Origin of the sequence: Pseudomonas sp. SWRI111, from assembly GCF_014268555.1 — a bacterium.
Classification (GTDB): Bacteria; Pseudomonadota; Gammaproteobacteria; order Pseudomonadales; family Pseudomonadaceae; genus Aquipseudomonas; species Aquipseudomonas hamedanensis.
This window is the reverse complement of the sequence record NZ_JABWQQ010000002.1, coordinates 359,451-385,107: the sequence shown is the minus strand read 5'-3', so window position 1 is coordinate 385,107 and position 25,657 is coordinate 359,451. Positions and strand designations below refer to the sequence as shown.

Annotated in this window: 23 protein-coding genes; 14 read left to right on the top strand and 9 right to left on the bottom strand. The window is 60.6% G+C overall.

Annotation, left to right across the window (positions count from 1 at the left end; all coding sequences use genetic code 11):
• Nucleotides 1-104: 104 nt before the first annotated feature.
• On the top strand, nucleotides 105-2,246 hold the full coding sequence (katE, locus tag HU755_RS05280) for a catalase HPII (protein WP_186630834.1): 2,142 nt from the start codon (nucleotides 105-107) through the stop codon (nucleotides 2,244-2,246).
• Between the two features lie 124 nt (nucleotides 2,247-2,370).
• Here the strand turns inward: katE and HU755_RS05275 are convergent, their stop codons facing one another.
• The 4 genes from HU755_RS05275 to HU755_RS05260 are packed head-to-tail and all read right to left on the bottom strand — an operon-like array spanning nucleotide 2,371 to nucleotide 5,170.
• Nucleotides 2,371-3,084 (bottom strand): PA5502 family lipoprotein, encoded by a 714-nt coding sequence (locus HU755_RS05275; RefSeq protein ID WP_186546287.1) that lies wholly within the window; start codon nucleotides 3,082-3,084, stop codon nucleotides 2,371-2,373.
• 37 nt (nucleotides 3,085-3,121) lie between these two features.
• On the bottom strand, nucleotides 3,122-3,910 hold the full coding sequence (gene znuB / locus HU755_RS05270) for a zinc ABC transporter permease subunit ZnuB (protein ID WP_186618892.1): 789 nt from the start codon (nucleotides 3,908-3,910) through the stop codon (nucleotides 3,122-3,124).
• Nucleotides 3,903-4,688, bottom strand: coding sequence for a zinc ABC transporter ATP-binding protein ZnuC (gene znuC / locus HU755_RS05265; protein WP_186546285.1), 786 nt, complete (start codon nucleotides 4,686-4,688; stop codon nucleotides 3,903-3,905). Before znuC ends, znuB begins: the two co-directional genes overlap by 8 nt.
• Nucleotides 4,688-5,170 (bottom strand): Fur family transcriptional regulator, encoded by a 483-nt coding sequence (locus HU755_RS05260; protein ID WP_186546284.1) that lies wholly within the window; start codon nucleotides 5,168-5,170, stop codon nucleotides 4,688-4,690. The genes znuC and HU755_RS05260 overlap by 1 nt, the downstream gene beginning before the upstream one ends.
• Before the next feature lie 66 nt (nucleotides 5,171-5,236).
• On the opposite strand from HU755_RS05260, the gene znuA reads away from it, so the two are divergent.
• Complete coding sequence (gene znuA, locus HU755_RS05255; RefSeq protein WP_186630833.1) at nucleotides 5,237-6,166, top strand: zinc ABC transporter substrate-binding protein ZnuA; 930 nt, start codon at nucleotides 5,237-5,239, stop codon at nucleotides 6,164-6,166.
• A gap of 101 nt (nucleotides 6,167-6,267) precedes the next feature.
• On the opposite strand, the gene HU755_RS05250 is transcribed toward znuA, so the two are convergent.
• Nucleotides 6,268-7,221, bottom strand: coding sequence for a homoserine kinase (locus tag HU755_RS05250; RefSeq protein WP_186630832.1), 954 nt, complete (start codon nucleotides 7,219-7,221; stop codon nucleotides 6,268-6,270).
• A 58-nt stretch (nucleotides 7,222-7,279) separates the two neighbouring features.
• The gene (locus tag HU755_RS05245) at nucleotides 7,280-7,570 is read right to left on the bottom strand and encodes a DUF2782 domain-containing protein (RefSeq protein ID WP_024014988.1); all 291 of its coding nucleotides are present in this window, start codon (nucleotides 7,568-7,570) and stop codon (nucleotides 7,280-7,282) included.
• 74 nt (nucleotides 7,571-7,644) lie between these two features.
• Between HU755_RS05245 and polA the strand changes: the two genes are divergently transcribed.
• On the top strand, nucleotides 7,645-10,446 hold the full coding sequence (gene polA, locus HU755_RS05240) for a DNA polymerase I (protein ID WP_186630831.1): 2,802 nt from the start codon (nucleotides 7,645-7,647) through the stop codon (nucleotides 10,444-10,446).
• A 281-nt stretch (nucleotides 10,447-10,727) separates the two neighbouring features.
• Here the strand turns inward: polA and yihA are convergent, their stop codons facing one another.
• Nucleotides 10,728-11,372, bottom strand: a complete 645-nt coding sequence (yihA, locus tag HU755_RS05235) for a ribosome biogenesis GTP-binding protein YihA/YsxC (RefSeq protein WP_186630830.1) — start codon at nucleotides 11,370-11,372, stop codon at nucleotides 10,728-10,730.
• A 191-nt stretch (nucleotides 11,373-11,563) separates the two neighbouring features.
• Between yihA and HU755_RS05230 the strand changes: the two genes are divergently transcribed.
• The 7 genes from HU755_RS05230 (at nucleotide 11,564) to HU755_RS05200 (ending at nucleotide 18,870) form a co-directional block, all read left to right on the top strand.
• A complete protein-coding gene (locus HU755_RS05230) occupies nucleotides 11,564-11,869 on the top strand; it encodes a cytochrome c5 family protein (protein WP_186546279.1) in 306 nt (101 codons plus the stop codon).
• 30 nt (nucleotides 11,870-11,899) lie between these two features.
• On the top strand, nucleotides 11,900-12,511 hold the full coding sequence (locus HU755_RS05225) for a cytochrome c (protein WP_186630829.1): 612 nt from the start codon (nucleotides 11,900-11,902) through the stop codon (nucleotides 12,509-12,511).
• A 199-nt stretch (nucleotides 12,512-12,710) separates the two neighbouring features.
• On the top strand, nucleotides 12,711-13,352 hold the full coding sequence (locus HU755_RS05220) for a thiol:disulfide interchange protein DsbA/DsbL (RefSeq protein WP_186630828.1): 642 nt from the start codon (nucleotides 12,711-12,713) through the stop codon (nucleotides 13,350-13,352).
• 14 nt (nucleotides 13,353-13,366) lie between these two features.
• Nucleotides 13,367-14,245, top strand: coding sequence for an endonuclease/exonuclease/phosphatase family protein (locus tag HU755_RS05215; protein ID WP_186630827.1), 879 nt, complete (start codon nucleotides 13,367-13,369; stop codon nucleotides 14,243-14,245).
• On the top strand, nucleotides 14,242-16,296 hold the full coding sequence (locus tag HU755_RS05210) for a diguanylate cyclase (protein WP_186630826.1): 2,055 nt from the start codon (nucleotides 14,242-14,244) through the stop codon (nucleotides 16,294-16,296). The genes HU755_RS05215 and HU755_RS05210 overlap by 4 nt, the downstream gene beginning before the upstream one ends.
• Before the next feature lie 101 nt (nucleotides 16,297-16,397).
• Nucleotides 16,398-17,180, top strand: a complete 783-nt coding sequence (locus HU755_RS05205; RefSeq protein ID WP_186630825.1) for an N-acetylmuramoyl-L-alanine amidase — start codon at nucleotides 16,398-16,400, stop codon at nucleotides 17,178-17,180.
• Nucleotides 17,181-17,253: 73 nt separating this feature from the next.
• The gene (locus tag HU755_RS05200; protein WP_186630824.1) at nucleotides 17,254-18,870 is read left to right on the top strand and encodes an EAL domain-containing protein; all 1,617 of its coding nucleotides are present in this window, start codon (nucleotides 17,254-17,256) and stop codon (nucleotides 18,868-18,870) included.
• Here the strand turns inward: HU755_RS05200 and HU755_RS05195 are convergent.
• Both HU755_RS05195 and algB read right to left on the bottom strand, forming a co-directional pair.
• Nucleotides 18,867-20,654 carry an ATP-binding protein gene (locus HU755_RS05195; RefSeq protein WP_186630823.1) on the bottom strand — a complete coding sequence of 596 codons (1,788 nt, stop codon included), beginning with the start codon at nucleotides 20,652-20,654 and terminating at the stop codon, nucleotides 18,867-18,869. The genes HU755_RS05200 and HU755_RS05195 overlap by 4 nt on opposite strands.
• Before the next feature lie 10 nt (nucleotides 20,655-20,664).
• Nucleotides 20,665-22,011 (bottom strand): sigma-54-dependent response regulator transcription factor AlgB, encoded by a 1,347-nt coding sequence (algB, locus tag HU755_RS05190; RefSeq protein WP_186546271.1) that lies wholly within the window; start codon nucleotides 22,009-22,011, stop codon nucleotides 20,665-20,667.
• 427 nt (nucleotides 22,012-22,438) lie between these two features.
• On the opposite strand from algB, the gene HU755_RS05185 reads away from it, so the two are divergent.
• The 4 genes from HU755_RS05185 to gltP all read left to right on the top strand — a co-directional run bounded on the left by HU755_RS05185 (nucleotide 22,439) and on the right by gltP (nucleotide 25,474).
• Nucleotides 22,439-22,723, top strand: coding sequence for a hypothetical protein (locus HU755_RS05185; protein ID WP_186630822.1), 285 nt, complete (start codon nucleotides 22,439-22,441; stop codon nucleotides 22,721-22,723).
• A 76-nt stretch (nucleotides 22,724-22,799) separates the two neighbouring features.
• Nucleotides 22,800-22,964, top strand: coding sequence for a DUF1328 domain-containing protein (locus HU755_RS05180; RefSeq protein ID WP_003177151.1), 165 nt, complete (start codon nucleotides 22,800-22,802; stop codon nucleotides 22,962-22,964).
• A gap of 2 nt (nucleotides 22,965-22,966) precedes the next feature.
• Nucleotides 22,967-23,431 carry an inhibitor of vertebrate lysozyme family protein gene (locus tag HU755_RS05175; RefSeq protein ID WP_186630821.1) on the top strand — a complete coding sequence of 155 codons (465 nt, stop codon included), beginning with the start codon at nucleotides 22,967-22,969 and terminating at the stop codon, nucleotides 23,429-23,431.
• A gap of 711 nt (nucleotides 23,432-24,142) precedes the next feature.
• Complete coding sequence (gltP, locus tag HU755_RS05170) at nucleotides 24,143-25,474, top strand: glutamate/aspartate:proton symporter GltP (protein WP_186618880.1); 1,332 nt, start codon at nucleotides 24,143-24,145, stop codon at nucleotides 25,472-25,474.
• Nucleotides 25,475-25,657: the final 183 nt, after the last annotated feature.

Below are 25,657 nucleotides of genomic sequence, written 5' to 3'. Positions count from 1 at the left end.
TCATCAGTCACTAAGTAAGCGACTTGAAACCCTGGGTGCCGTGCCCGGGAATCACTCAAGGGTCTGCGGAAGGCATCCGGGGCCAAACGAGGAGTTTACGTCTGATGAGCATCAAAAAGCCTGCACCTGATAAAAGCGAGATGGCCGGGACCGATACCCCGGATCGCGCCAACACCAACGCCAAACTCGACAGCCTGGAAAAATTCCGCTCCGACGCTACAGGCCAGGCGCTGCGTACCAATCAGGGCGTGAAGATCGCGGACAACCAGAACACCCTCAAGGCCGGTCCGCGCGGGCCATCGCTGCTCGAAGACTTCATCATGCGCGAGAAAATCACGCACTTTGACCATGAGCGGATTCCAGAGCGCATCGTCCATGCGCGCGGCACTGGCGCGCACGGCTTCTTTCAGAGCTACGAGAACCATGCAGCACTGACCAAGGCGGGCTTCCTACAGGACCCGGGCAAGAAAACCCCGGTCTTCGTGCGTTTTTCCACGGTGCAGGGGCCACGCGGTTCCGGCGATACCGTGCGTGACGTACGCGGTTTTGCGGTGAAATTCTTCACCGACGAGGGCAACTTCGACCTGGTCGGCAACAACATGCCGGTGTTCTTCATTCAGGACGCGATCAAGTTTCCTGACTTCGTACACGCGGTGAAGCCCGAGCCGCACAACGAAATCCCGACCGGCGGCTCGGCTCACGACACCTTCTGGGACTTCGTCTCGCTGGTGCCGGAATCGGCGCACATGGTGATCTGGGCGATGTCCGACCGGGCCATCCCGAAAAGCCTGCGCAGCATGCAGGGTTTCGGCGTCCACACCTTCCGCCTGATCAACGCCGAGGGCAAATCGCGCTTCGTCAAATTCCACTGGCGCCCGACGGCGGGTACTTGCTCGCTGGTATGGGACGAAGCGCAAAAGCTCGCCGGTAAAGACACCGATTACCACCGTCGCGACCTGTGGGAAGCGATCGAGATGGGCGACTACCCGGAGTGGGAACTGGGCGTGCAGATCGTTGAAGAGGAAAACGAACACGACTTCGATTTCGACATCCTCGACCCGACCAAGATCATTCCCGAAGAAATCGTACCGATTACGCCACTGGGCAAAATGACCCTCAACCGCAACCCGGACAATTTTTTTGCCGAAGTCGAGCAGGTCGCTTTCTGCCCGGGCCACATCGTGCCCGGCATCGACTTCTCCAACGACCCGTTGCTGCAAGGCCGACTGTTTTCCTACACCGACACGCAAATCAGCCGACTCGGCGGGCCGAACTTTCATGAATTGCCGATCAACCGTCCGGTGGCGCCATTCCATAACGGCCAGCGCGACGCGCAACATCGCACCACCATCGACAAGGGCCGCGCCTCTTATGAGCCCAACTCGATTGACGGCGGCTGGCCGAAAGAAACCCCACCGGCGGCACAGGACGGTGGTTTCGAGAGCTATCCGGAGCGCATCGACGCGGCGAAGATCCGCCAGCGCAGCGAGTCGTTCAGCGATCACTTCTCCCAGGCCCGACTGTTTTTCAACAGCATGAGCGAGCATGAGAAAGAACACATCATTGCCGCTTACAGCTTCGAACTGGGCAAGGTCGAGCGTGAATTTATCCGCGCGCGCGAAGTGAACGAAATCCTCGCCAACATCGACCTGACCCTGGCCAAGCGTGTTGCGCAAAACCTCGGTTTGCCGGCGCCGGTCAAAGGCACGGTCGAGGTGCGCAAGACTGCGCTGGAACGCTCTCCGGCGTTGAGTCAGGCCAACCTGCTGCCCGGCAATATCAAGACGCGCAAAGTGGCGATTCTCGCCGCCAATGGTGTGGACGGTGCGGCCATCGATGCCATGAAGAAAGCGCTGGAAGGCGAAGGTGCCCACGCAAAACTGCTCGGCCCGACCTCGGCGCCGGTAAAAACCGCAGACGGCAAGGCATTGGCGGTGGATGCATCGATGGAAGGCATGCCCTCAATCGCGTTTGACGCGGTGTTCGTGCCGGGGGGCGCGGCGTCGGTCACCGCTTTAAGCGGCGACGGTGTGGCGTTGCATTACCTGCTCGAGGCGTACAAGCACCTGAAAGCAATTGCGTTGCACGGTGAGGCCAAGCAACTGCAAGACTTGCTGAAGCTGGACGCGGATGCGGGGTTGCTGCAGGGCAAGGATGTGGGTGCGCTGACCAAGCCGTTCTTTGCCGCGATTGGCGAGCATCGGGTGTGGGCGCGGGAGCCTAAGGCCAAGGCGATTCCGGCTTGATTATCGGCTGACAGGAAGGACGCTATCGCGAGCAGGCTCACTCCTACAGGGGTCTCAGGATGCACAGGGGTTGTGTGTCAAACCGAGATCCATTGTAGGAGTGAGCCTGCTCGCGATGCTTTTTTCAGGGTTTACGCGGACTCAGAACCATCTGCGCCGGCACTGTGCGCAAAATCTGCTTCTCGATCTGCAGGTCAAAATCCGGATCAAGCTTTTTCACGCGCTTGCTCAGCAACGTTGCCAACCACGGATAATCCGCCGTGCGCGGTGCCTGGATGCTGACAGCGCACTCATAGTTCACGACATCGGCGGCGATCGCATCGAGTTGGCGCTGAAGTTTGTGAATATCACCGATGTTCAAGGCAACCGTGGTGCTTTCGGCAGTCGGGTCGATCACCTTGGCTTTTGGCTTGGCTTCGGCGGCCAGCAAGGCAGCTTCGGCCTTCTCCAGCTCGGCTTTGCGCGCCTCGGTGATGGCGCCGTTGACGCCGCCGGTCAGTGCCGGAGCCGTGGGCATCAAGGCACGGGCACGGCTCAACGCGGTCGCGGCAGCGTTGACATCGCCTTTTTGCAGGACGATCTGGCTGCGACGCAAATACGCCTCGGCCAGTTGTCGCTGGTATTGCTCCAGGGACTGGTCGTTGGGGGATGCGGCCTGCAACGCGGCCAACTGGTCTTCGGCGGTGGCCAGTTCGCTGCTGGCCAGGCTTTGCTCCAGCTGTGCGATGGCCGTAGCTCGCGCATCGGGGACTTCAGCCACCGGCGGCGTGCTTTGGCAGGCGCCCAGCAGCACTGAAAATGCGACAAGGAGCAGATAACGGGAGGCGAACGGCTTCATTCCTGCGACTCTCTAATTGCGCAAAAAGCGAGCAAGTCTACACCCCTCGACGGGGCAGAACAAAACTCAGCAGAAACAATGCGGCCGCTGTCACAACGATTGACGGTCCGGCCGGGGTGTCCTTGAACCACGACAATGCCAGCCCGCCACACACCGCGAGCATGCCCAGCAGGCTGGCGCCCAGCGCCATCTGCTCCGGGGAGCGGGCGTGACGCTGTGCCGCAGCGGCCGGGATGATCAGCAACGAGGTGATCAGCAACACACCGACGATTTTCATCGCCACCGCGATCACCACCGCAATCAACAGCATCAGCGCCAGGCGCAAAGCCGCCACCGGCAGGCCTTCAACCCTGGCCAGTTCTTCGTGCACGGTGACCGCCAGCAGCGGCCGCCACAGGGTCACCAGCAACACCAGCACTGCCGCCGTGCCGCCGAGAATCCACATGAGATCGGTCGGACTGATCGCCAGCAGGTCGCCGAACAGATAGGCCATCAGGTCGATCCGCACTTCATGCATGAAGCTTAGTACCACCAGGCCAAGAGAGAGCGTGCTCGGCGCAAGAATTCCCAACAGCGTGTCGGAGGCCAGTGGCTGACGTTGTTGCAGGGTCACCAACAGCACCGCCAGCAGCAGGCAGCCGACCGTCACCGCGACGGTGGGACTGACATCGAGCAAGAAGCCCAGCGCCACGCCAAGCAATGCGGCATGGGACAAGGTGTCGCCGAAGTAGGCCATGCGCCGCCAGACCACAAACGAACCCAACGGCCCGGCCACCATTGCCAGCGCCAGACCTGCAAGCAGGGCGTACAACAGAAAATCAGCCATGCTTGCAGTGGTCTCCATGAACGTGAGGCTGCCCGGCAACCGGGCCTTTGACCACCGAACCGTGCAGGTCATGGGCATGGTCGTGATGGTGGTGATAGATCGCCAGGCTCGGCGCGTTCTTGCCGAACAACTCGACAAACGCAGGGTCGCCGCTGACTTGCTCGGGGTGCCCGGAGCAGCAGACATGGCGATTGAGGCAGACCACCTGATCGGTGGTGCTCATCACCAGATGCAAATCGTGCGAGACCATCAGCACGCCGCAACCGTGGCGGTCGCGCAGACGGGTGATCAAGCTGTACAGCTCGGCCTGGCCGGCGACATCAACGCCCTGCACCGGCTCGTCGAGCACCAGCAGTTCCGGCTCGCGCAGCAGCGCCCGGGCCAGCAGCACGCGCTGCATTTCGCCGCCGGACACACTCTGCACCGGACTGTCGATAACGTGTTCGGCGCCGACTTCCTTCAGCGCGGCCAATGCGCGCGTACGGTCAACGCCCGGCACCAGACGCAGGAAACGCAGGACCGAGAGCGGCAAGGTCGGATCGACATGCAGCTTTTGCGGCATGTAGCCGACGCGCAGCTTCGGCTTGCGCCAGACGCTGCCGCTGTCCGGTTTCAACAGCCCGAGTACAGCGCGCACCAAGGTGGTTTTGCCGGCGCCGTTGGGGCCGATCAGGGTGACGATCTGCCCCGGCTCGACGCTCAGCTCGATGTTGTCCAGCACGGTCTGTCCGGCAAACGTGACGGCGACCTGGTCCAGACGAATCAACGCGTTGCTCATCAAGCCCCCTGGCACCCGGAGCACAGGCCGACGACTTCGACGGTCTGTGCCTCGACAATGAACCCGACCTCTTTGGCGCTATTGATGATCGCGTCGCTGATCACTTTTTGCTCAAGCTCAATGGCCGCATGGCACTCGCGGCAGATCAGGAACTGGCCCTGATGCGCGTGTTCAGGGTGGACGCAGCCAACAAAGGCGTTCAGCGACGAGATGCGGTGGACCAGGCCATTTTCCAGCAGGAAGTCCAGCGCGCGGTACACGGTTGGCGGCGCGGCGCGGCGGCCATCCTGCTCGCTGAGTACGGCAAGAATGTCATAGGCGCCCAGCGGCTTGTGACTCTGCCACACCAGTTCCAGCACCCGGCGGCGCAACGCGGTCAGGCGCAAGCCTTTCTGGGCGCACAAGGCATCGGCCTCGGACAAAGCGCTGTGCACGCAATGAGAGTGGTCGTGGGGACGGCTGGCGATCGGTGTAATAGGCATGGGCGGCGACGAGATTTGATAGAGACGTTATTATGTTACCCGTTCTCGCCTCCTTGAGTGGTCATCGTGTCCCGACTTTTTTCTGTTTTTGTAGCTTTTGTTGCCAGTTTTCTGCTGATCGGCTCGGCTCAGGCCGAGGTCAAAGTCCTCACCAGCATCAAGCCGTTGCAGTTGATTGCCGCTGCCGTGCAGGACGGCGTGGCGATTCCCGAGGTGCTGCTGCCGCCAGGTGCCTCGCCGCACAATTACGCGTTGCGCCCATCCGACGTACGGAAAGTGCAGTCAGTCGATCTGCTTTACTGGATCGGTCCTGACATGGAGGGCTTCCTGCCGCGCGTGCTCAGCGGTCGCACCTTGCCGAGCATCGCCGTGCAGGATCTGCCAGGGCTCAAACTGCGTCATTTCGGCGAGGACAACCACTCTCACGCCGAAGAGGCCGACGAGGCCGACGAACATGATCACGACCATCGCCCCGGCTCGCTGGACGCGCACTTGTGGCTGTCACCGATCAACGCTCGGGTGATTGCCGACAGGATGGCCGCCGACCTGAGCGCCGCCGACCCGGCCAACGCCGAGCGCTATCAGCGCAATGCCAAGGCTTTCGATGAACGCCTGGATGCGCTGGATCAGCGTTTGAAAAAGCGCCTGGCCAGCGTTGAAGGCAAGCCGTACTTCGTTTTCCACGAAGCCTTCGACTACTTTGAAGACGCTTATGGGTTGAACCACGCCGGGGTATTCGCCGTGGCCGCCGAGGTGCAGCCAGGGGCGCAGCACGTCGCGGCGATGCGCAAGCGCTTGCAGGAAGTGGGCAAGACGTGTGTATTCAGCGAACCGCCGTTGCGCCCGCGTTTGGCGGAAACGCTGGTGGCCGGTTTGCCGGTGAAACTGGCCGAGCTGGATGCGTTGGGTGGCTATACACCGGCGACGGCTCAGGGTTATGAGCAGGTGTTGGAGAAACTCGGCAACGACCTGGCCGGGTGCCTGGAGTCGCTGTAATCCCAGCATCGGCGTTGACCCATTCGCGAGCAAGCCCGCTCCCACATTGGATTTGTGAACGACACAGATCTCATGTGGGAGCGGGCTTGCTCGCGAAGCTTTTAAAGGGCGAAAGGCAACGGTGTGCTGATCTTCTGCCGTTGCGCCAACCGCTGTTCGAATTCCCTCGGATCGTGGATCAACACGTCCTGCCCGGCGAACTGCTCAGCCGCGATCAAGCGTGACAGCCAGAACCGCACACACGCGACGCGCAACATCGTCGGCCACAACTCAGCCTCCGCCGCCGTAAACGGCCGCAGCGCCGCGTAAGCTCCGAGGAACGCCCGCGCGCGCGGGCCATCGATCACGCCCTCCTCATCCGAGCACCAGTCGTTCAAGGCGATCGCCACGTCATACAGCATCGGCCCCGAACAAGCGTTGTAGAAGTCGATCAGGCCGGTCAGGTGCGTGCCTTCGAACATCGCGTTGTCACGGAACAGATCGGCGTGAATATTGGCCCGTGGCAGCGCGAGAATCCGCTCCTTCTGCGCGCTGATCTCCTCCAGCGCCTGTTGCAGCAAAGCCTGCGGCTCATCGCGCAGGTGCGATAAAAATTCGCCGCCCTCCGCCAGCATCCAGTCCAGGCCACGATCGGTCTTGCGCTTGATCATGCGCTCGCCCTGGGTCGCCAGATGCAGGTGCGCCTGCAACTCACCCACCTGCGCGCAATGCTGGGCATTGGCGATCTTGATGTGTTTGCCCGACAGGCGCGGTTGCAGCAGCGCCGGTTTGCCTTTGAGCTCACGCAACGCCACGCCGTCAGTGGTGCGCAGCGCGTATGGCACCGGCAGGTCGGCTTGGTGCAGCACGTCGAGCAGGTCGATGAAGAACGGCATCTCCTGCACCGGGCCGCGTTCGACCAGGGTCAGGACAAATTCGCCCTGCTCCAGGCTGATAAAGAAATTGGTGTTTTCGCTGCCGGCGGCGATCCCCTGGAAATCAAGCAGGCGGCCGAGCCCGTAAGGGGCGAGAAAGGTTTCCAGCTCGGGCCGAGCCAGGGGAGTGAACACAGACATTGAAAACTGCTCAGTTTTGGCGCCGCAGTCAGGCGACGCCGGTTAAAAATCGGGAAGCTTACTTCCAGGTAAAGATTTCCCACGACGGAATCAGCATATCCGGCTGGTCGGATCTGATGTAATTGGCGTCCGAACCATCGGCGCGCACCAGGAAATACGGTTTGCCCTTCTTGGGCGTGACCTTGATCGCATAGACGAAGCCATTCCGGCTGTACTCCTGAATGGTCTTGTCGCCCTCCGTGCGGATGGTGACCTCGGGGTCGCCGCCCGGCGCATCATCCGCCGCCATCGCGGCCAGTGGTGAGACAGCGATCAACCCGACCAGCAGCAAGCGATTTAACGTACGCATGATAACCTTGTCCCTTTGTCGTCAACGGTCCCGCTATTCTAGCGCCGGACCCGCCGAAAAGGTTGATCCTGCTCATGAGCCAAGCCCCCCTCGTCCTGGTGGACGGTTCGTCTTACCTGTACCGCGCCTTTCACGCACTGCCACCGCTGACCACGTCCAAAGGCCTGCCGACCGGCGCGGTCAAAGGCGTGTTGAACATGCTCAAGAGTCTGCGCAAGCAGTACCCGGACAGCCCGTTCGCCGTGGTGTTCGACGCCAAGGGCGGGACGTTTCGCGATGAGATGTACGCCGAATACAAAGCCAACCGCCCGAGCATGCCCGATGACATGCGTGTGCAGATCGAGCCGCTGCACCAGAGCGTGATCGCCCTCGGCTTCCCGCTGCTGTGCGTGGACGGCGTCGAGGCCGACGACGTGATCGGCACCCTCGCCCGCAGCAGCGCGGCGGCGGATCGCCCGGTGATCATCTCCACCGGCGACAAGGACATGGCGCAACTGGTCGACGGCCACATTACCTTGGTCAACACCATGTCCGGTAGCTCGATGGATGTGGAGGGCGTGAAGGAGAAATTCGGCGTCGCACCGGAGCAGATCATCGATTATCTGGCGCTGATGGGCGATTCCTCCGACAACATCCCGGGCGTGCCGGGCATTGGCCCGAAGACCGCATCCGGCCTGCTGGTTGGCGTCAATGGTGGTCTGACCGAGCTGTACGCCAACCTCGACATCGTGCCGACCCTGCCGATTCGCGGCGCTAAAACCCTGCCGGCCAAGCTCGAAGAGCACAAAGAGATGGCTTTCCTCTCCTATCAACTGGCAACCATCAAAATCGACGTGCCGCTGGACATTGGTCTCGATGATTTGCAGATGGGTCCGGAAGATCCGGCCAAACTCTACGAGCTGTACTCCTTGCTGGAGTTCAAGAGCTGGTTGAACGACCTTGATCGGGACGCCAAGCGCCTGGAACTGAGCGCGGCTGTCGAGCCGGCGCCGGCCGCCGATCTGTTCAGCACGCCAGAAGCCGAAGCGCCTGCCCCCGCTCAAGCCGCGTACGAAACCATTCTCGATCAGGCACGTTTCGACGCCTGGCTGGAAAAACTGCGCAACGCCAGACTCTTCGCCTTCGACACCGAAACCACCGGCATCGACGCGCAACAGGCGCAACTGGTCGGTCTGTCATTCGCCGTGCAAGCCAACGAAGCCGCCTACATCCCGCTGACCCACTCCTACATTGGTGTGCCTGAGCAACTGGATCGCGACACCGTGCTGCGCGCGCTCAAACCGATTCTCGAAGACCCGAACAAACTCAAGGTCGGCCAGCACGCCAAGTTCGACATGAATATTCTGGCCAACTGCGCCATCGGCGGCGATCAGAACGACGGCATCACCGTGCGCGGCATCGCCTTCGATACGATGCTTGAATCCTATGTGCTCAACTCCACCGCGACCCGTCACGACATGGACAGCCTCGCGCAGAAATACCTCGACCACACCACGGTGAGTTTCCAGGACATCGCCGGCAAAGGCGCCAAGCAGCTCACGTTCGACCAGATCGCCCTGGAGCAGGCCGGGCCATACGCAGCCGAAGACGCCGATATCACCCTGCGTCTGCACCAGACTCTGTTTGACAAGCTCAGCGCCATCCCGAGCCTGGCGAGCGTGCTGACCGACATCGAGATTCCGCTGGTGCCGGTGCTGGCTCGTATTGAACGCCAGGGCGCGTTCGTCGATGCCGAACTGCTGGGCATCCAGAGCATCGAGCTGGGCAACAAGATGGTCGCGCTGGAGCGTGAAGCGTTCGAGATTGCCGGCGAAGAATTCAACCTCGGCTCGCCCAAGCAACTGGGGGTGATTCTCTACGAAAAACTCGGCCTGCCGGTGCTGAAGAAAACTGCCAAGGGCCAGCCATCCACCGCCGAAGAAGTGCTGGCGAAGCTCGCCGAGGACGATCACCGCTTGCCGAAGGTGCTGATGGAACACCGCTCGATGAGCAAGCTGAAAAGCACCTACACCGACCGCCTGCCGGAGCAGATCAACCCGCGCACCGGGCGCATCCACACCTCGTATCATCAAGCCGTTGCCTCGACCGGGCGCCTGTCCTCCAGCGATCCGAACCTGCAGAACATCCCGGTGCGCACCGCTGAAGGCCGACGTATTCGTCAGGCTTTCGTCGCCCCCAAGGGCTACAAATTGCTGGCGGCGGACTATTCGCAGATCGAACTGCGGATCATGGCGCATCTGTCCAAAGACGAAGGTTTGATGAACGCCTTCCGCCACAACCTCGACGTGCACACCGCCACCGCAGCCGAAGTGTTCAAGGTCGAGCTCGACCAAGTGACCTCCGACCAGCGCCGCAGCGCCAAGGCGATCAACTTCGGGCTGATCTACGGCATGGGTGCGCAGAAGCTCGGCAAGGATATCGGCGTCGACACCAAGACCGCCAAGGCCTACATCGACACTTACTTCGCCCGTTATCCGGGGGTTCGCGAGTACATGGACCGCACCCGCGCGCAAGCGGCGGATCAGGGTTACGTCGAGACGTTCTTCGGTCGCCGCCTGTACTTGCCGGAGATCAATTCGAACAAGCCACAGGAACGCGCCGCTGCTGAACGCACAGCGATCAATGCGCCGATGCAGGGCACGGCGGCCGACATCATCAAGAAAGCCATGGTGGCTGTGGATAACTGGCTGGCGACGTCCGGACTGGATGCCCGGGTGATCCTGCAGGTCCACGATGAATTGGTACTGGAGGTTCGCGAAGATCTGGTCGCGCAGGTCAGTGCCGAAATCCGCGTGCACATGAGCGAGGCGGCGAAGCTGGATGTGCCGTTGCTGGTCGAAGTGGGCGTGGGCAACAACTGGGATGAGGCTCACTAAGCCCTTTGAGGCCCCTGTTGCCGCGACATCGCGGCGCGGCAACCGGGGTAAAATCAGCTTAGTCCGAAACGCGCTTGAACTTATTCCAAAGCTTTTCGAAAAAAATCTGAACTAATCTGCCAACCGAACACTCAGAGGTACTGAATGGCTGGTGAAGCCCTTCGATGCTCCTATGTTGTGTTAAGTGTTGGCAGATATCTGAACCCCGCCCTAGCGGTTCGGAACTTAAACCCCGGAATTCTCCCTCCCCAATGAATCCCGGGGCTTTTTTTGCCTGCGATTTACTCCGCAGGCAATTCAGCGCCCTTGTCAGCCAGCTCCATCCAGCCCGCCAAGACAGTGTAGGCCTCTTCCAGGCCCATGCGTTTTGGCGCAGAAAACAGCTGGATCGTCACCAGATCACCCCAACCCTTGCGAATTTCCGCCTGCACTTTGAGCAGGGTGTTCTTGGCTGCGCCGTAGGTCAGCTTGTCAGCCTTGGTCAGCAGAATGTGCATCGGCATGCCGGCGGCCACGGCCCAATCGAGCATCAGCAGGTCGAAGTCGGTCATTGGATGGCGGATGTCCATCATCAGAATCAGCCCTTTCAAACTTTCCCGGCCACCAAGGTAAGCCTCGAGGTGACGCTGCCAGTGCATCTTCAGCGGGATCGGTACTTTTGCGTAACCGTAGCCCGGCAGGTCGACCAGACGCCGATCATCGTCTAGCTTGAAGAAGTTCAACAGCTGTGTGCGACCCGGAGTTTTCGAGGTACGCGCCAGGCTGGCATGCGTCAGAGTGTTCAATGCGCTCGACTTGCCGGCGTTGGAACGACCGGCGAAAGCCACTTCGAAGCCTTCGTCGTCAGGACATTGATCGACTTTGGCAGCACTGAGCATGAACGTGGACTGTTGGCACAGGCCGAGGATGGGATTCTTGAGTTGCATGGGATTTCCGATGTGGGCGGCGCCGGGATTGGGCGCGGAACGCGGTGTCGCTTCCGTTTCAGTGACGCCAGTATATAATGCCGCAGATTTTGTGTGTGCTTTGTCCCAGCGAAGGATGAAGTTCACGAGAGCGACAGACTTTGATTGCGCATTAGAACGCAGAACGCTCTCAACCCTGAAAAGGTCGTTTTATGACGAAATGGCTGCTGGCTGCCGGAGTCTTGATGCCGCTTTACAGCGCACAGGCTACACAGGATCCGGAAGCTGTGTACAACCGTGTTTGTGGTGCCTGTCATTCCGGCCAACTACCCATGGCGCCCGAAAGAGGCGATCAGGAAGCTTGGACGCCGAGGTTGGCGAAAGGTATGGGGACGCTGGTGCAACACGTGACCCAGGGTTTCAAGGCGATGCCGCCGCGTGGTTTGTGCATGGACTGCAGTGCCGAGGATTACCAGGCCATCATCCTGTGGATGAGCGAGAGTAAACCCGGTCCATAACTTAACCCTTAGCCGTAGTTGGATTAGCTGATGAACAAATTGATCGTGAGTCTGCTGTTGACCGTGGGAATCTCAGGCTTCGCCCATGCTGCCGGCGATGCCGCAGCAGGCCAGGCGAAAGCCGCCGTTTGCGGGGCCTGCCATGGCCCGGACGGCAACAGCATGGCACCAAACTTTCCGAAACTGGCGGGTCAGGGTGAACGCTACCTGAACAAGCAACTGCACGACATCAAGTCGGGCAAGCGCGTCGTTCTGGAAATGACCGGCCTGCTGACCAACCTGAACGATCAGGATCTGGCCGACATGTCCGCCTGGTTCGCCAGCCAGAAAGGCAGCGTTGGCGCCGCCGATCCGAAGCTCGTCGCACGCGGTGAAGCGCTGTTCCGTGGCGGCAACCTGGAAAAAGGCCTGCCAGCCTGCACTGGTTGCCACTCGCCGAATGGCGCGGGCAACGCGGCCGCAGGGTTCCCGCACCTGGGTGGCCAGCACGCTCAATACATCGCCAAACAGCTGACCGACTTCCGCAAAGAAGAGGCCGGACGCAGCAACGATGGCGACGCGATGACCATGCGCACCATTGCACGCAAGCTGAGCGATGAAGACATCGCTGCCGTTTCCAGCTATATCCAGGGCCTGCACTAAGACCTTGCTTTCGAGCGTTGAACGCGGCGCGCAGCGCCTGCCACGTTAACGCTCGATTAATCCATCGCAGCAAGTATAAAAAGGGTGGCTTAGGCCGCCCTTTTTTGTGGCCGCTGCCGTTACACTACAGCACTCATGCCCGCCAGGATCTGTCCCGAACAACCCGCGCGAGGCGACCCAAATTGTCCAGGAGTAAAGCATGCGTAATCTGATCATCAGCGCCGCCCTCGTCGCTGCCAGCCTGTTCGGCGTGACCGCCCAGGCCGCTGAAGCCCCTGCCGCCCCTTATGTTGAACTGGCTAACCCGGTCCCGGTTGCGGTGCCTGGCAAGATCGAAGTGGTCGAGCTGTTCTGGTACGGCTGCCCGCATTGCTACGCCTTTGAACCAGTGATCAATCCTTGGGTTGAAAAGCTGCCGTCCGATGTCAACTTCGTGCGCATTCCCGCCATGTTCGGTGGCCCGTGGGACGCTCACGGCCAGATGTTCCTGACTCTGGAAGCCATGGGTGTCGAGCACAAGGTTCACAACGCCGTGTTCAACGCCATTCAGAAAGAACACAAAAAGCTCACCGACAAAAACGACATGGCTGACTTCCTCGCCACTCAGGGCGTGGACAAAGACAAATTTCTCGCCACCTTCGACTCGTTCGCCATCAAGGGCCAGATCGTCAAGGCTCGCGAGCTGGCCAAGAAGTATGAAATCACTGGCGTGCCAACAATGATCGTCAACGGTAAGTACCGCTTCGACATCGGCTCCGCCGGCGGCGCCGAACAAGCGCTGAAGCTGGCCGACCAACTGGTCGCCAAAGAGCGTGCCGCCACCAAGGCCGCTGCCAACTAAGCGCGGCAACCGCCATGCGCCGCTGGAAGTCCGAACGCATCGTTGGCCTGCATGATCCGCAGGTCAACGAGCATCACCTGGCATCGACGGGCTTGCCCGCGGATCAGCGTCTGCGCCTGCTCAGCTTCAACATCCAGGTCGGCATCAGCACCGAGCGCTATCGGCATTACCTGACCCGCAGCTGGCAGCATCTGCTGCCGCACACCGGGCGCTCGGGCAATCTGCAGAAGATCGGCGACCTGCTCGGCGACTTCGATCTGGTCGCCCTGCAGGAAGCCGATGGTGGCAGCCTGCGTTCAGGCTACGTCAATCAGGTCGAACACCTGGCCCACCTGGGCGCCTTCCCCTACTGGTATCAACAACTCAATCGCAACCTCGGCCGGCTGGCCCAGCACAGCAATGGCGTGCTCAGCCGTCTGAAACCGTGGGCGATCGAAGATCACCCGCTGCCCGGCCCGAAAGGTCGCGGCGCGATCCTGCTGCGTTTCGGCGAAGGCCCGGAAGCGTTGGTGGTGGTGATGATGCACCTGGCCCTCGGTGCGCGGACGCGCAGCCTGCAACTGGCCTACATCCGCGATTTGATCGGTGGCTATAAACACCAGGTACTGATGGGCGACATGAACACCCATGCCAGCGATCTGCTGGAACAGTCGCCGTTACGCGATCTCGGCCTGCTGGCCCCGCAGGTGGAAGCGACCTTCCCCAGCTGGCGCCCACAACATTGCCTTGATCATATTTTGCTCAGCCCGACCCTGACCCTGGAAAAGGTCGAGGTGCTGGCCCACCCCATTTCCGATCACCTGCCGGTCGCGGTGGAAATTCGTCTGCCGGGTTCGCTCATGGCCGATGCATTGCCCGCGTTGAGCCCTGCCCCTCGCGGAACCTGTGAATGAGCGACGAAGCCCAGCGCTGGAAAGAGAAGTACCTCAAAAGCATCGAACAGCAGGACAAGCTCGAACGACGCTGGGCCGCCCGGCTTGATCTGCTGCGACGCGGACTGGTGCGCAGTACGCTGGCGGCCGAGGGCACCGACAAAGTCGTCGATCAATGCATGAAGGAGATGCGCGAGGTAGTACGCACCGACGACATGGACGCCGGCCTCGCCGCCCTGCTGCCACGCCTGGAAAAAGCCGTGCTCGATTCCGAGCAGCGCCGTGAAACCCGGATCGATCAGGTCAGCACCGCGCTGACGGCACTGGTCACGCAGTTGCAGTCCTTGCCGCTGCCACGCGAAGTCGCCCAGCCATTGAAGAAGTTCGCCAAGCAACTGGACAGCCGCGTCGGTTCGGCACGGGAAATGCCACTGCTGCTCAGCGAATTGAGCGGGCTGCAAGGCAAGGCATTGAGTCACTTGGAGACGCCAACCGAACCGGGGCGTCCGGGGCTGCTACAACGACTGTTCGGCAGCCGCGACAGCGAGGAAATGCCCGCACCGACCCCAGTCGCCGTCGCATCGACGCAGGAAGCACCTGCGGCACCAGCGCCGGTCACGGTCGAGCTACAAGCGCAATCCACGCCAGTGGCCCCGGCTTCTGGCACCGAACCGCGGGGCGTAGAACCTGCGCCTGTAGATGCGGCGACTGCGCCCGTACCCGAGACTCACGCGGAACCGGACGTGGTGGCCTTCGCCCCGCCAACGGTGTCCACCGACGTGGCCCCTGTGGCGATTACCGACGAAGCCGCCCTGCCGGCACTCGACGCCGTCGCCGAACCGGCTCAAACGCACGCCACGCCGACCCCTTTCAACCCCGACGAACTGATCCGTCCGGGCGATCCAGCGCCGCTGATCCTCGATAGCCTGCCGCTGCCCGAACCCATCGCCCAAGCTCTGGCCGCGATCGACCCGGAGCAATCGGAACACGACATCCTGTTCGCGCTCCCGGATTCGCCGGAGCCTTCCTACAGCTCGGTAGCCAGGCACATCGAAGAAACCTTGATCGGCCTGCTGGACGACCTCACGCTGCCCGAGCGCCATCGTCCGCAAGCCGAGGCCATGCGAGACCGCCTCCAACACGGGTTGAACTGGTACGAACTGATCCCCATCCTCGACGACCTTGCGACGTTGATGCTGGCGATCACCGACAGCGGCCAGCACGAATTCGAAGCCTATCTGCAACAACTCAACGAGCGCCTCGAAGCGTTCCAGAGCAACCTGCAGGCGGCCAGTGACGGCCATGCCGACAACCGTTCGGCAGCGCGGGCCATGGACACGCAGATTCGCGAGCAAGTCGACGGCTTGCAGACCAGCGTGCAGGAAGCGGCGGATCTGGACGACCTCAAGCAAGTGCTGGAAAACCACCTCGAAGGCCTGCTCGGCACCATGGACCAGCACCAGAAGCAACGCGACGCCCGCGAGCAGGAAGTGGCGGCCCGACTCAAGGGCCTGTCCGAGCGCGTGGCCCACATGGAACAGGAAGCCCAGGGCTTTCGCGAGCATCTGGAGGAACAACGCCAGAAGGCCCTGATCGACCCGCTCACCGGTTTGCCCAACCGCGCGGCGTGGAGCGAACGCCTCGAACACGAGATCCAGCAGTGGCAACAACACGGCAACACCTTGAGCCTGGCGATGCTCGACCTCGATCATTTCAAACGGATCAACGACAGCTACGGCCATCTGGCGGGTGACAAGGTTTTAAAGATCATCGCCACGGTGCTGCGCAAACGCCTGCGCGGTTCAGACTTCATTGCCCGTTTCGGCGGCGAAGAATTTGTCTTGCTGCTGCCCGCAACGCCCCCGGCGGCGGGCGCCAAACTGCTCGAAACGTTGCGCGCGGCGATTGAAGCCTGCCCGTTTCACTTCAAAGGCGAACGGGTGACGATCACGATTTCCATGGGGCTGGCATCGTTCAGGGTCGGAGAACATAGCGATATGGTGCTTAAAAGAGCCGATCAGGCGCTGTATCGTGCAAAAAACGCCGGTCGCAACCGCGTGGAACTGAGCTGAAGCAATTGTTCCATTTTGTTTAAATCCGCTGGCTGACCGACTTCGGGCAAATCCGTACGTTACACTGTTGCATTATCGTCTTCTGCGTATCGCTCTCTGCCATGAAATTCTTAGTCCTTGTTGCCTCATTGCTCGTGCTGGCCGGTTGTGCCAGCGGTCCGCGCTTCGATACCAGCCATCCTTCGGCCAATTACGACAGCCGCATCCAGTTCGTGGTCGTGCATTACACCTCCACATCGCTGGAGCGCTCGCTGCAGTTGCTGACTCATGGCGACGTCAGCAGTCATTACCTGATCGGCGACGACAAGGGCGGCACCATTTACAAGCTGATGGATGAAAACCAGCGCGCCTGGCACGCCGGCGAAAGCCAATGGCAGGGCCGCACCTGGCTGAACTCCAGCTCGATCGGCATCGAAATCGTCAATCCCGGCTTCAAGGACACCCCGACCGGGCGCCTCTGGTACCCGTACAGCGAAGCGCAGATTCAATCGTTGATCGTTCTGCTCAAGGACATCAGCCAGCGCAACGGCATCAGTCCTCGCCATATCATCGGTCATAGCGATATCGCGCCACTGCGCAAACTCGATCCGGGGCCGTTGTTCCCCTGGAAGCGCCTCGCGGCCGAAGGCCTTGGCCTGTGGCCCGACGAGCAAGCCGTGGCGCGCCAGGAGGCACTGTTCAACAGCCGCGAGCTACCGGGCATTAGCTGGTTTCAGGCCCAACTGGCGCATCTGGGCTATGACACACCGCAGACCGGCGAACTGGATGTCGCCACGCGCCATGTCCTCGCCGCGTTTCAAATGCACTACCGCCCTTCGCGCTTCGACGGCACGCCGGATGCGCAAACGGCCGCGCTATTGCTGGTACTCAACCAGACAAAATAATGACGCCCGCCCGACGGTCAGGGCGAAATTGCAATCAGCAGCTATAACTCATTGGTAAATCTTCGGATATTCCATGATGGTTGCTACCCGAGAGACACTGCGTAGCGGACTCTATCGCCCCGGCGTTCTGGCGATGATCGCGGCTGTCCTCAGTGCGGGCCTGCTCATGGCTGGCGGCACGTTCGTCGCCATGCGCCAGCTCGAATACAACGAAAGTCAGGAAATGAACGCCCAGGGCGAGCGTTTTCTCGCGCGCCTTGAACAGTTGTTCGGTCAATTGCGTGAAAGTCTCGACGATCTCGAAGCCCAGCCTCTGCGCAGTTGTGACGACGAAATGATCGCCACCCTGCAACAAGTCACTTTCAATTACCGCTTCGTCTATGAGGCGGCTTTCATGGACGCTACGCGGGTCTGTTCCAATCGCCCGCGCCAGGACGGCTTGTCGATGGTCCGCGCACCGGACATCGAGGGCCCGACCTATAGCTACTGGCTGAACACCACCACCGAACCCGATGAAAATCGTGCCGCCTTGATGCTGGGGCGTGGCAATTTCCGTGTCGCCACCTCGCGCGGCCATTTGACTGACATGGTCGATTTGTCACCCGGTAGCAGCTTGCTCGTGGTGCTTGATCACGGCACCCGGGCAATCCCGGTGCTCGGCACGGCGCTGACGTGGCCCCCCACCGCACCCTGGCCACCGCAAACCGGCGATGCGCTGCAAGTCACCCAGACCCACCTGATCTACCGCATGCCCACCGATAACCCCGAATATCAACTGATGCTGATCACACCGCGTAACGGTATGCACATTCCGCCCGGCTGGTGGTGGCTGGTGCCGGCCTGTGTGCTCGCCGGGGCGATTGTCGGGTTTCTGGTGTTGTTACTGGTGCGCCAACGCCAGTCTCTGGACGCCGAACTGCACGGCGCCATTCGCCGGGGCGAGTTGCAGGTGCTGTATCAACCGATCTTCGACCTCGACAGCCGCAACTGCGTTGGCGCCGAAGCCCTGCTGCGCTGGCGGCGCCCCGACGGCAGCCTGACCAGTCCCGACCTGTTCATACCGATGGCAGAAAATACCGGACAGATTCGCCAGATGACCGACTTCGTCCTGCAGCGCTTGCTGGAGCAACTGGGCCAACTGCTGCGAGCCAATCCGCAGCTGTACATCTCGGTAAACCTCGCCGCATGCGATGTGATGGTGCCGCGCATCGGCCAGGTGATGGCGCGGCTTCTGACGCTGCACCGCGTCGCCGCGCGGCAGATCGCCTTTGAAGTTACCGAGCGCGGCCTGATCGATGTCGTGGTGGCGCGGGAAAACCTGCAGGCCCTGCGCGATGTCGGCCATCAAGTACTGATCGACGATTTCGGCACCGGCTATTGCAGCCTCGCCTACTTGCAGACACTGCCGGTGGATTGCCTGAAGATCGATAAATCATTCATCGATGCGCTCGGCCATGACGCGGCCAGCAGCGGCGTCGCTCCGCACATCATTCACATGGCGCAGGCGCTGGACCTGAAGGTGATTGCCGAAGGCATCGAGCTGGAATCACAAGCCCGACTGCTCAGCAGCGAGGGGGTGAAATTCGGTCAGGGCTGGCTGTTCGCCCATGCGCTGAGCGCGGTGCAGTTCATCGAACTGATCACCCGGGGGCGCCGGCTCGCCGCGCGCCGGATGGATGACGAAGCCTAAACCGCCAACGCCATGTAAAACTGCGTGCCCTGCCCCGGCCGCGAATAAACGCCCATCCGCCCACCGTGCAGCTGGACGATTTCCTTGCACAGAGCCAGGCCGAGACCCGCGCCGCCCTTCTTGCGCCCGACCTGCACGAACGGCTCGAAGATCCGCCCCTGCTGGCCGTAGGGAATCCCCTCGCCGTTGTCTTCGACACTGATGATCACTCGCTCGCCGTGGCGCCGCGCCTGCAAGCGGATCTGCCCGTCGCGCGTGGTATGGCGCAAGGCATTGTCGATCAGATTGTCGAGTACCCGATCAAGCTGCGCCTGGTCGGCCTGCAAACGCGGCAACGGGCCTTGCACTTCCACTGTCAACGCAATGCCTTGCGCTGCGGCGACATCGGCAAAGCGTGATTGCGCCTGCTCCAGCAAATCGTCGATGGAACACGGCGCCAGCGTCAGCTTCTGCAGGCCGTTCTGATACCGCGAGAAGTTGAGCAAGTCATTGATCAACTGCATCAGGCGCTGCATTTCTTCGTTCACGGTATCAAGCAGGTCGGCTTCGCGAGACTCGGGGGCAAACTGCGTCCGCTCGCGGAACAGACCAAACGCCATGTGCATGCCAGTGACCGGTGTGCGCAGTTCATGGGAAGCACGCAAGACGAACTCACTGCGCACGCGCTCAAAGGCGCGTTGCTCGGTAACGTCGTGCAAGACCATCACCGCGCCGAGGATATGTCCTTGCGTGTGGCTGACCGGCGTCAGGCTGTAGGTCAGCAAGCGCGACTCGCCATCGATCTCGATGTTCAAGTCTTCCGGCGCGCGCTCCAGCGTGCCGCCGCGCAACACCAGTTGCAGCTGCGCGTCGAGTTCCGGGCGCCCGAGAGCGGTCCCCAGTCCCTGCCCCAGACGATCGTCTTCCCAGCCCAACTGGCGCTGCGCCACCGGGTTGAGGTGCTCCAGATGGCCCTGTCGATCGATCATTAATAAGCCGTCGTCGATACTGTCGAGCACCGCCTGCAAACGTTGCTGGCCGGCGAGCAGCTCATCCACGTTGGTTGCCTGGTGCTGGCGCAACGCCTCGGCCATCAGGCCGAAACGCCGAGATAACAGGTTTACTTCCATGGCCGATGAAATCGGCAAGGTCACATCGTAATTGCCTTGGCCGATACTGTCGGCGGCCTTGGCCAGCGCCTCGATGGGCGCACCGAAGCGTCGGGCGATGCCCTGGGCCGTCACGAAACCGATGATCAACACCGCCAGGCCAACCAGCCCAAGCAGTCCGGCAATGAGCAAGGCGCGCTCACGCGCGGCGTGTTGCACCGCGTTGATATTGTCCAAGGCCTGCTTGTGCTCGGCGATCAAGCCACTGCGCAGAATATTGAAGCGCTCACGGAAGTCGGCACTGGCGCTGGCGTCTCTGGCCGCCTCTGCCGAGACATCGAAGGAGGCGAGAAACTTGAGGTAATCGGCCTTGGCCTGCTTGAAGCCATAGGCCAGCTCATCGCTGCCCTGTTGGGCGATACCCTGATCAAGCAATTGGAAATAATGCTGCTTGGACGCTTCAAACGCGACCGGATCGGGCTTCTGCGCGAGCATGATGATCAGTTGATCGCCCAGCGTCTGCCGCAGCTTGAGGCCCAGGTCCAGGGTGATGAAATTGCTGCGCACCAGCGCTTCCTGCGAACCGGCCATCTGCAACACGCTGACCAGCCCGAGCAGAAGCCCGAGCAAAGCCACCGTGATTAATGCAGAAATGCTCAGGAACAGGCGCGTGCGCAGCTTCATCGCCAGTTTCATCGCGCGGCGCTCACAGGTTGTACTGCTTGCGCTTGCGATACAGGGTCGAAGCGTCGATACCCAGGGTCTTCGCCGCCTGATCGAGGGTGCCGGCAGTGGCGAGCACGGCGCCGATATGCGCCTTCTCCAATTCATCGAGGCTCAGCGCTGCGCCGACACGAGGCGCATTGTTGGCCGGTTGCTCGGCCATGCCGAGGTGACTGATCTCCACGCGTTCCTGTGGGCAGATGATGCTCGCCCGCTCGACCACGTTGCGCAATTCACGAATATTGCCCGGCCAGCGATAGCCGAGCAGCGCTTCGCGGGCTTCATCGCTGAACCCCCGCGCTGGCCGCGCGTACTCTTTGACGAAACGCGCAAGAAAGCGGTCGGCCAAGGTCAAGATGTCCTCGGCGCGCTCGCGCAACGGCGGCAAGTGCAGCGTAATAACGTTGAGGCGATACAACAGGTCTTCCCGGAAACGCCCATCGCGGACCATGTCTTCAAGGTTGAGGTTGGTCGCGGCGAGAATTCGAACATCCGCCCGGCGCGTGACCGGATCGCCGACCCGCTCATATTCCTTGTCTTGAATGAAGCGCAACAACTTGGGTTGCAACGTCAAAGGAAAATCGCCGATCTCGTCGAGAAACAACGTGCCGCCGTCGGCCTGATTGACTCGCCCCAACGTGCTTTCGCTGGCGCCGGTAAAAGCGCCGCGGCTGTGGCCGAACAACTCGCTTTCCATCAATTCGGCGGTCAACGACGGGCAGTTGATGGTCACACAGGACTTCTTCTCGCGCTTGCTCCAGCCGTGAATGGCCCGGGCCAGCTCACCTTTACCGGTACCGGACTCGCCAAGAATCAGAATGTTGGCGTCAGTGCTCGCCACCTGCCGCGCCGTCTCCAGTACGACTTTCATCGCCGGGCTGTGGGAATCGAGACCGTCCTTGGGCTTGCGCATCTCGCCTTCGAGGGCTTCGAGGCGCGCCGAGAGCTGGCGCACTTCCAATTGCTTGGCGGTCGCCAGACGCAATTGATCGGGGCTGCACGGTTTGACCAGATAATCCGCGGCGCCCGCCTGAATGGCATCCACAGCGGTGTCGACCGCCGAGTGTGCGGTGACGATCACCACGCGCATCCACGGCGCCTGGATACGCATTTGCGCGAGGACGTCGAGACCGTTGTCCTCGCCCAGGCGCAAATCGAGAAAGCACAGATCAAAGACCTGGCGTTGCAGCAATGCTTCGGCCTGTGCCGCGCTGTTGGCGGTGGCCACCGTATAGCCTTCATCTTCAAGGCAATAACGGAACGTACGCAGGATGGCGGATTCGTCGTCCACCAGCAGAATGCGGCCTTGATGCTCAGTGGCAGATTCCATTTTTCCTACGCTCCATAGTGATTAGTCTTGGGTTAGTCCCGGAAAAATCGGGCAAGTTGCATGGTTGATTCTGAACGAAGCCAGTCATGGGAGGGTAGCCCTCTCCTGCCTTTACGGCCAATCCTTTGATTTTGTTGATTTTTTAAACAAACCGAGATTTTCACGACGCGCCTTACGTCCTGTTCTGACATCTGCATCCTGCCATCAATTCCATAACTATGAATTCTCCTACGAAATAATCGTGCATTGCGCACGACCGCAGATGAGCCATCGTGCAGGATGCGTCGTAGCCTTTTTCCATATCGATCATAACTTATTGATTTTATTGTATTTTTTTCAATGAAAAAACTGGCATGCAGACTGCAATACCTCCGGTAGCCCGGGCAGACATGAACTGCCCCAACCGAATAAGAGTGAGGAACCCAGGATGACTCGCCAACGTGCCGCCCAACTGCGTATTTCGCCACTGCACATTCAGCAAGCTCTGTTTGGCGCACTTGCCCTGTTGATCACCCTGATTGCCTGTCAGCAGTACCTGCGCTGGGAAAGCAGCCAGCAACCTGAGCCGCTGATCTCGGTCCAGCACACGACGCAAACGCACTTCAGTGCCGTCAGCAACAGCCAGGCCGAGAGCGCCTCGATGCGCATGATGGATGTCGACCAGGCGCAGCCACTGGACGAGCTACCGCAACAGGAACGCTGGGTGTTCTGAACGATTGAATGAATGAATTCGGGCGCCAGACGCCGGAAACGCAAGATCCCTAAATAGAGAAGTAAGGAGAATCACCATGTTGAGTTGGGCAATCACATTTCTGATCATTGCCATCATCGCTGCAGTTCTGGGCTTCGGTGGTATCGCGGGCACCGCCACGGGTATCGCCAAGATTCTCTTTGTCGTGTTCCTGGTGATGTTCATCGCTTCCTTCTTCTTTGGCCGTCGCGGCCGAGGTTAACGATGAGTGCGTTAAAGACATTGGCAGCCGCCCTGCTCCTGGGCGGCAGTGCCATGGTGATGGCGGCCAACGACGGCCAGACCCGGGTCAACGAATTGCTCGCCGCAGACGAGCAGTACCGCGAAACCTGGGAAGGCGTGATCAAAAAGGAAGAGCGTGTACCGGAGTGGGTGATCAACCTGTCGGGTACCTCCGAACAGCAGATGCACGCCGTGACTGAAGACGGCGACAAATATCTGGTCGGCCCGCTCTGCGAAAATCAGGACAAGTGCCTGAACCATCGCTTGATCGTCGCCTTCAGCTTCGACAAGGACGACGCTTACGCCATGCTGGTCGATGTGCCTGAAGGCCTGCCGCAGGACAAGTCGCCGACGCGACACGCCACCTACCGCTTCTTCGGCAAACCCGACCAGGGCATGCAGGATCTGTTGATGGAAACCCTCAAGAAAGATCCGAAGTGGTATTGAATTGATTCGCACATGAAGGCAGCAGCCCTGCTGCTTTCCACTGCCCGACCCACCCCAGGGTCGAGGCATGACCAGGGGGCCGGGACGCTCTGACTGTTGCAAGGTCGGAGTGACCTACGGGTACAGGGAGTGCCTGCGCGAGGGCCGGGTCAGGGTCAGTAAAAGCTGCAACGCAGGTTCGCCAGCCCACCGCGGCTCGACGGACTTGCGCTGAGCTTCCCATTCAGCAAAACGTTGATCCAGAGCGCCCAGCTCAGCGTTGGAAGCGACAATACTGCGCGGGAAAACATTTCGTAGTGTTTCCTGGCGACCGTATATCGACAAAGAGATCGTTCAAACAGTAAGACTTCTAGTCTCCCTACGTAGGCATTTTCCGAGATTTTTCGTCGATTTTTTTCGCTCAAAAAATAATCAATCTACGCTGCAATGGCCGGTTCACGGCACTTTTGCCGGCTGAAATGTCACAATCGAACCGGTTGGGACGCCAGTTTCATTTAAAAAAGCTCATGCCGATTCGGCATAGGGTAGGCGTTTACGGCATTAGACGGCGCAACCTTGCATCGGAATAGTTGCGCCTTTTTTCGCCTGCCGAAGAGCCGTAAATACGCGCTTCGGGGCACCTTATACGGAGGCAGATGCACAGACTTTTCCGCTGATGAGCGTTCCAGTTCCTGCATGTGCCTGAGTCAAACGCAAGTAAGGGTAAAGATAATGAAGAAGGCAAAGCTTAGCCTCGCCTGGCAGATCCTCATCGGTCTGGTATTGGGGATTGCAATTGGTGCGTTGCTCAACCACTTCAGTGCCGAGAAGGCCTGGTGGATCAGCAACGTCCTGCAACCGGCAGGCGATATCTTTATCCGTCTGATCAAGATGATCGTGATTCCGATCGTCATCTCTTCCCTGATCGTCGGCATTGCCGGCGTCGGCGACGCCAAGAAGCTGGGGCGGATCGGCCTGAAGACGATCATCTACTTCGAAATTGTGACGACCATCGCGATCGTCGTCGGTCTGGTGCTGGCCAATGTGTTCCACCCGGGCACCGGCATCGATATGAGCACCCTGGGCACGGTCGATATCTCGAAGTACCAGGCGACCGCCGCCGAAGTGCAGCATGAGCATGCGTTCATCGAGACCATTCTCAACCTGATCCCGTCGAACATCTTCGCGGCCATGGCCCGCGGCGAAATGCTGCCGATCATCTTCTTCTCGGTGCTGTTCGGTCTCGGTCTGTCGAGCCTGCAGTCGGACCTGCGCGAGCCGCTGGTAAAGATGTTCCAGGGCGTCTCGGAAAGCATGTTCAAAGTCACCCACATGATCATGAACTACGCCCCGATCGGCGTGTTTGCACTGATCGCGGTGACCGTCGCCAACTTCGGTTTTGCCTCGCTGGTGCCGCTGGCGAAACTGGTGATTCTGGTTTACGTCGCCATCGCCTTCTTCGCCTTCGTGGTGCTGGGCCTGATCGCCAAACTGTTCGGTTTCTCGGTGATCAAGCTGATGCGCATCTTCAAGGATGAGCTGGTGCTGGCCTACTCCACCGCTTCTTCGGAAACCGTGCTGCCGCGGGTCATCGAGAAGATGGAAGCCTACGGCGCGCCGAAAGCCATCTGTAGCTTCGTGGTGCCGACCGGTTACTCGTTCAACCTCGACGGCTCGACCCTGTACCAGTCGATTGCCGCGATCTTCATCGCTCAGCTGTACGGCATCGACTTGTCGATCAGCCAGCAATTGCTGCTGGTGCTGACGCTGATGGTCACCTCCAAAGGCATCGCCGGCGTACCGGGCGTGTCCTTCGTCGTGCTGCTGGCGACGCTGGGCAGTGTCGGTATTCCGCTCGAAGGCCTGGCGTTCATCGCTGGTGTCGACCGCGTCATGGACATGGCCCGTACCGCATTGAACGTGATCGGCAACGCCCTGGCAGTGCTGGTCATCGCACGCTGGGAAGGTATGTACGACGACGCCAAGGGCCAGCGCTACTGGAACTCCCTGCCGCACTGGCGCAGCAAGGAAAAACTGCCGGCGGGTGAGATCTCCAAGAACTGATACAAAACCTTGTAGGAGTGAGCCTGCTCGCGATAGCGGTGTGCCAGACAACAGAGATGTTGAATGTGCTGCCCTCAATCGCGAGCAGGCTCACTCCTACAGGGGACCGAGTCGAACACACGAACCCCGGAGCAATCCGGGGTTTGTCGTTTCTGGCGACCCCGCTATCATTCGCCGCATTCT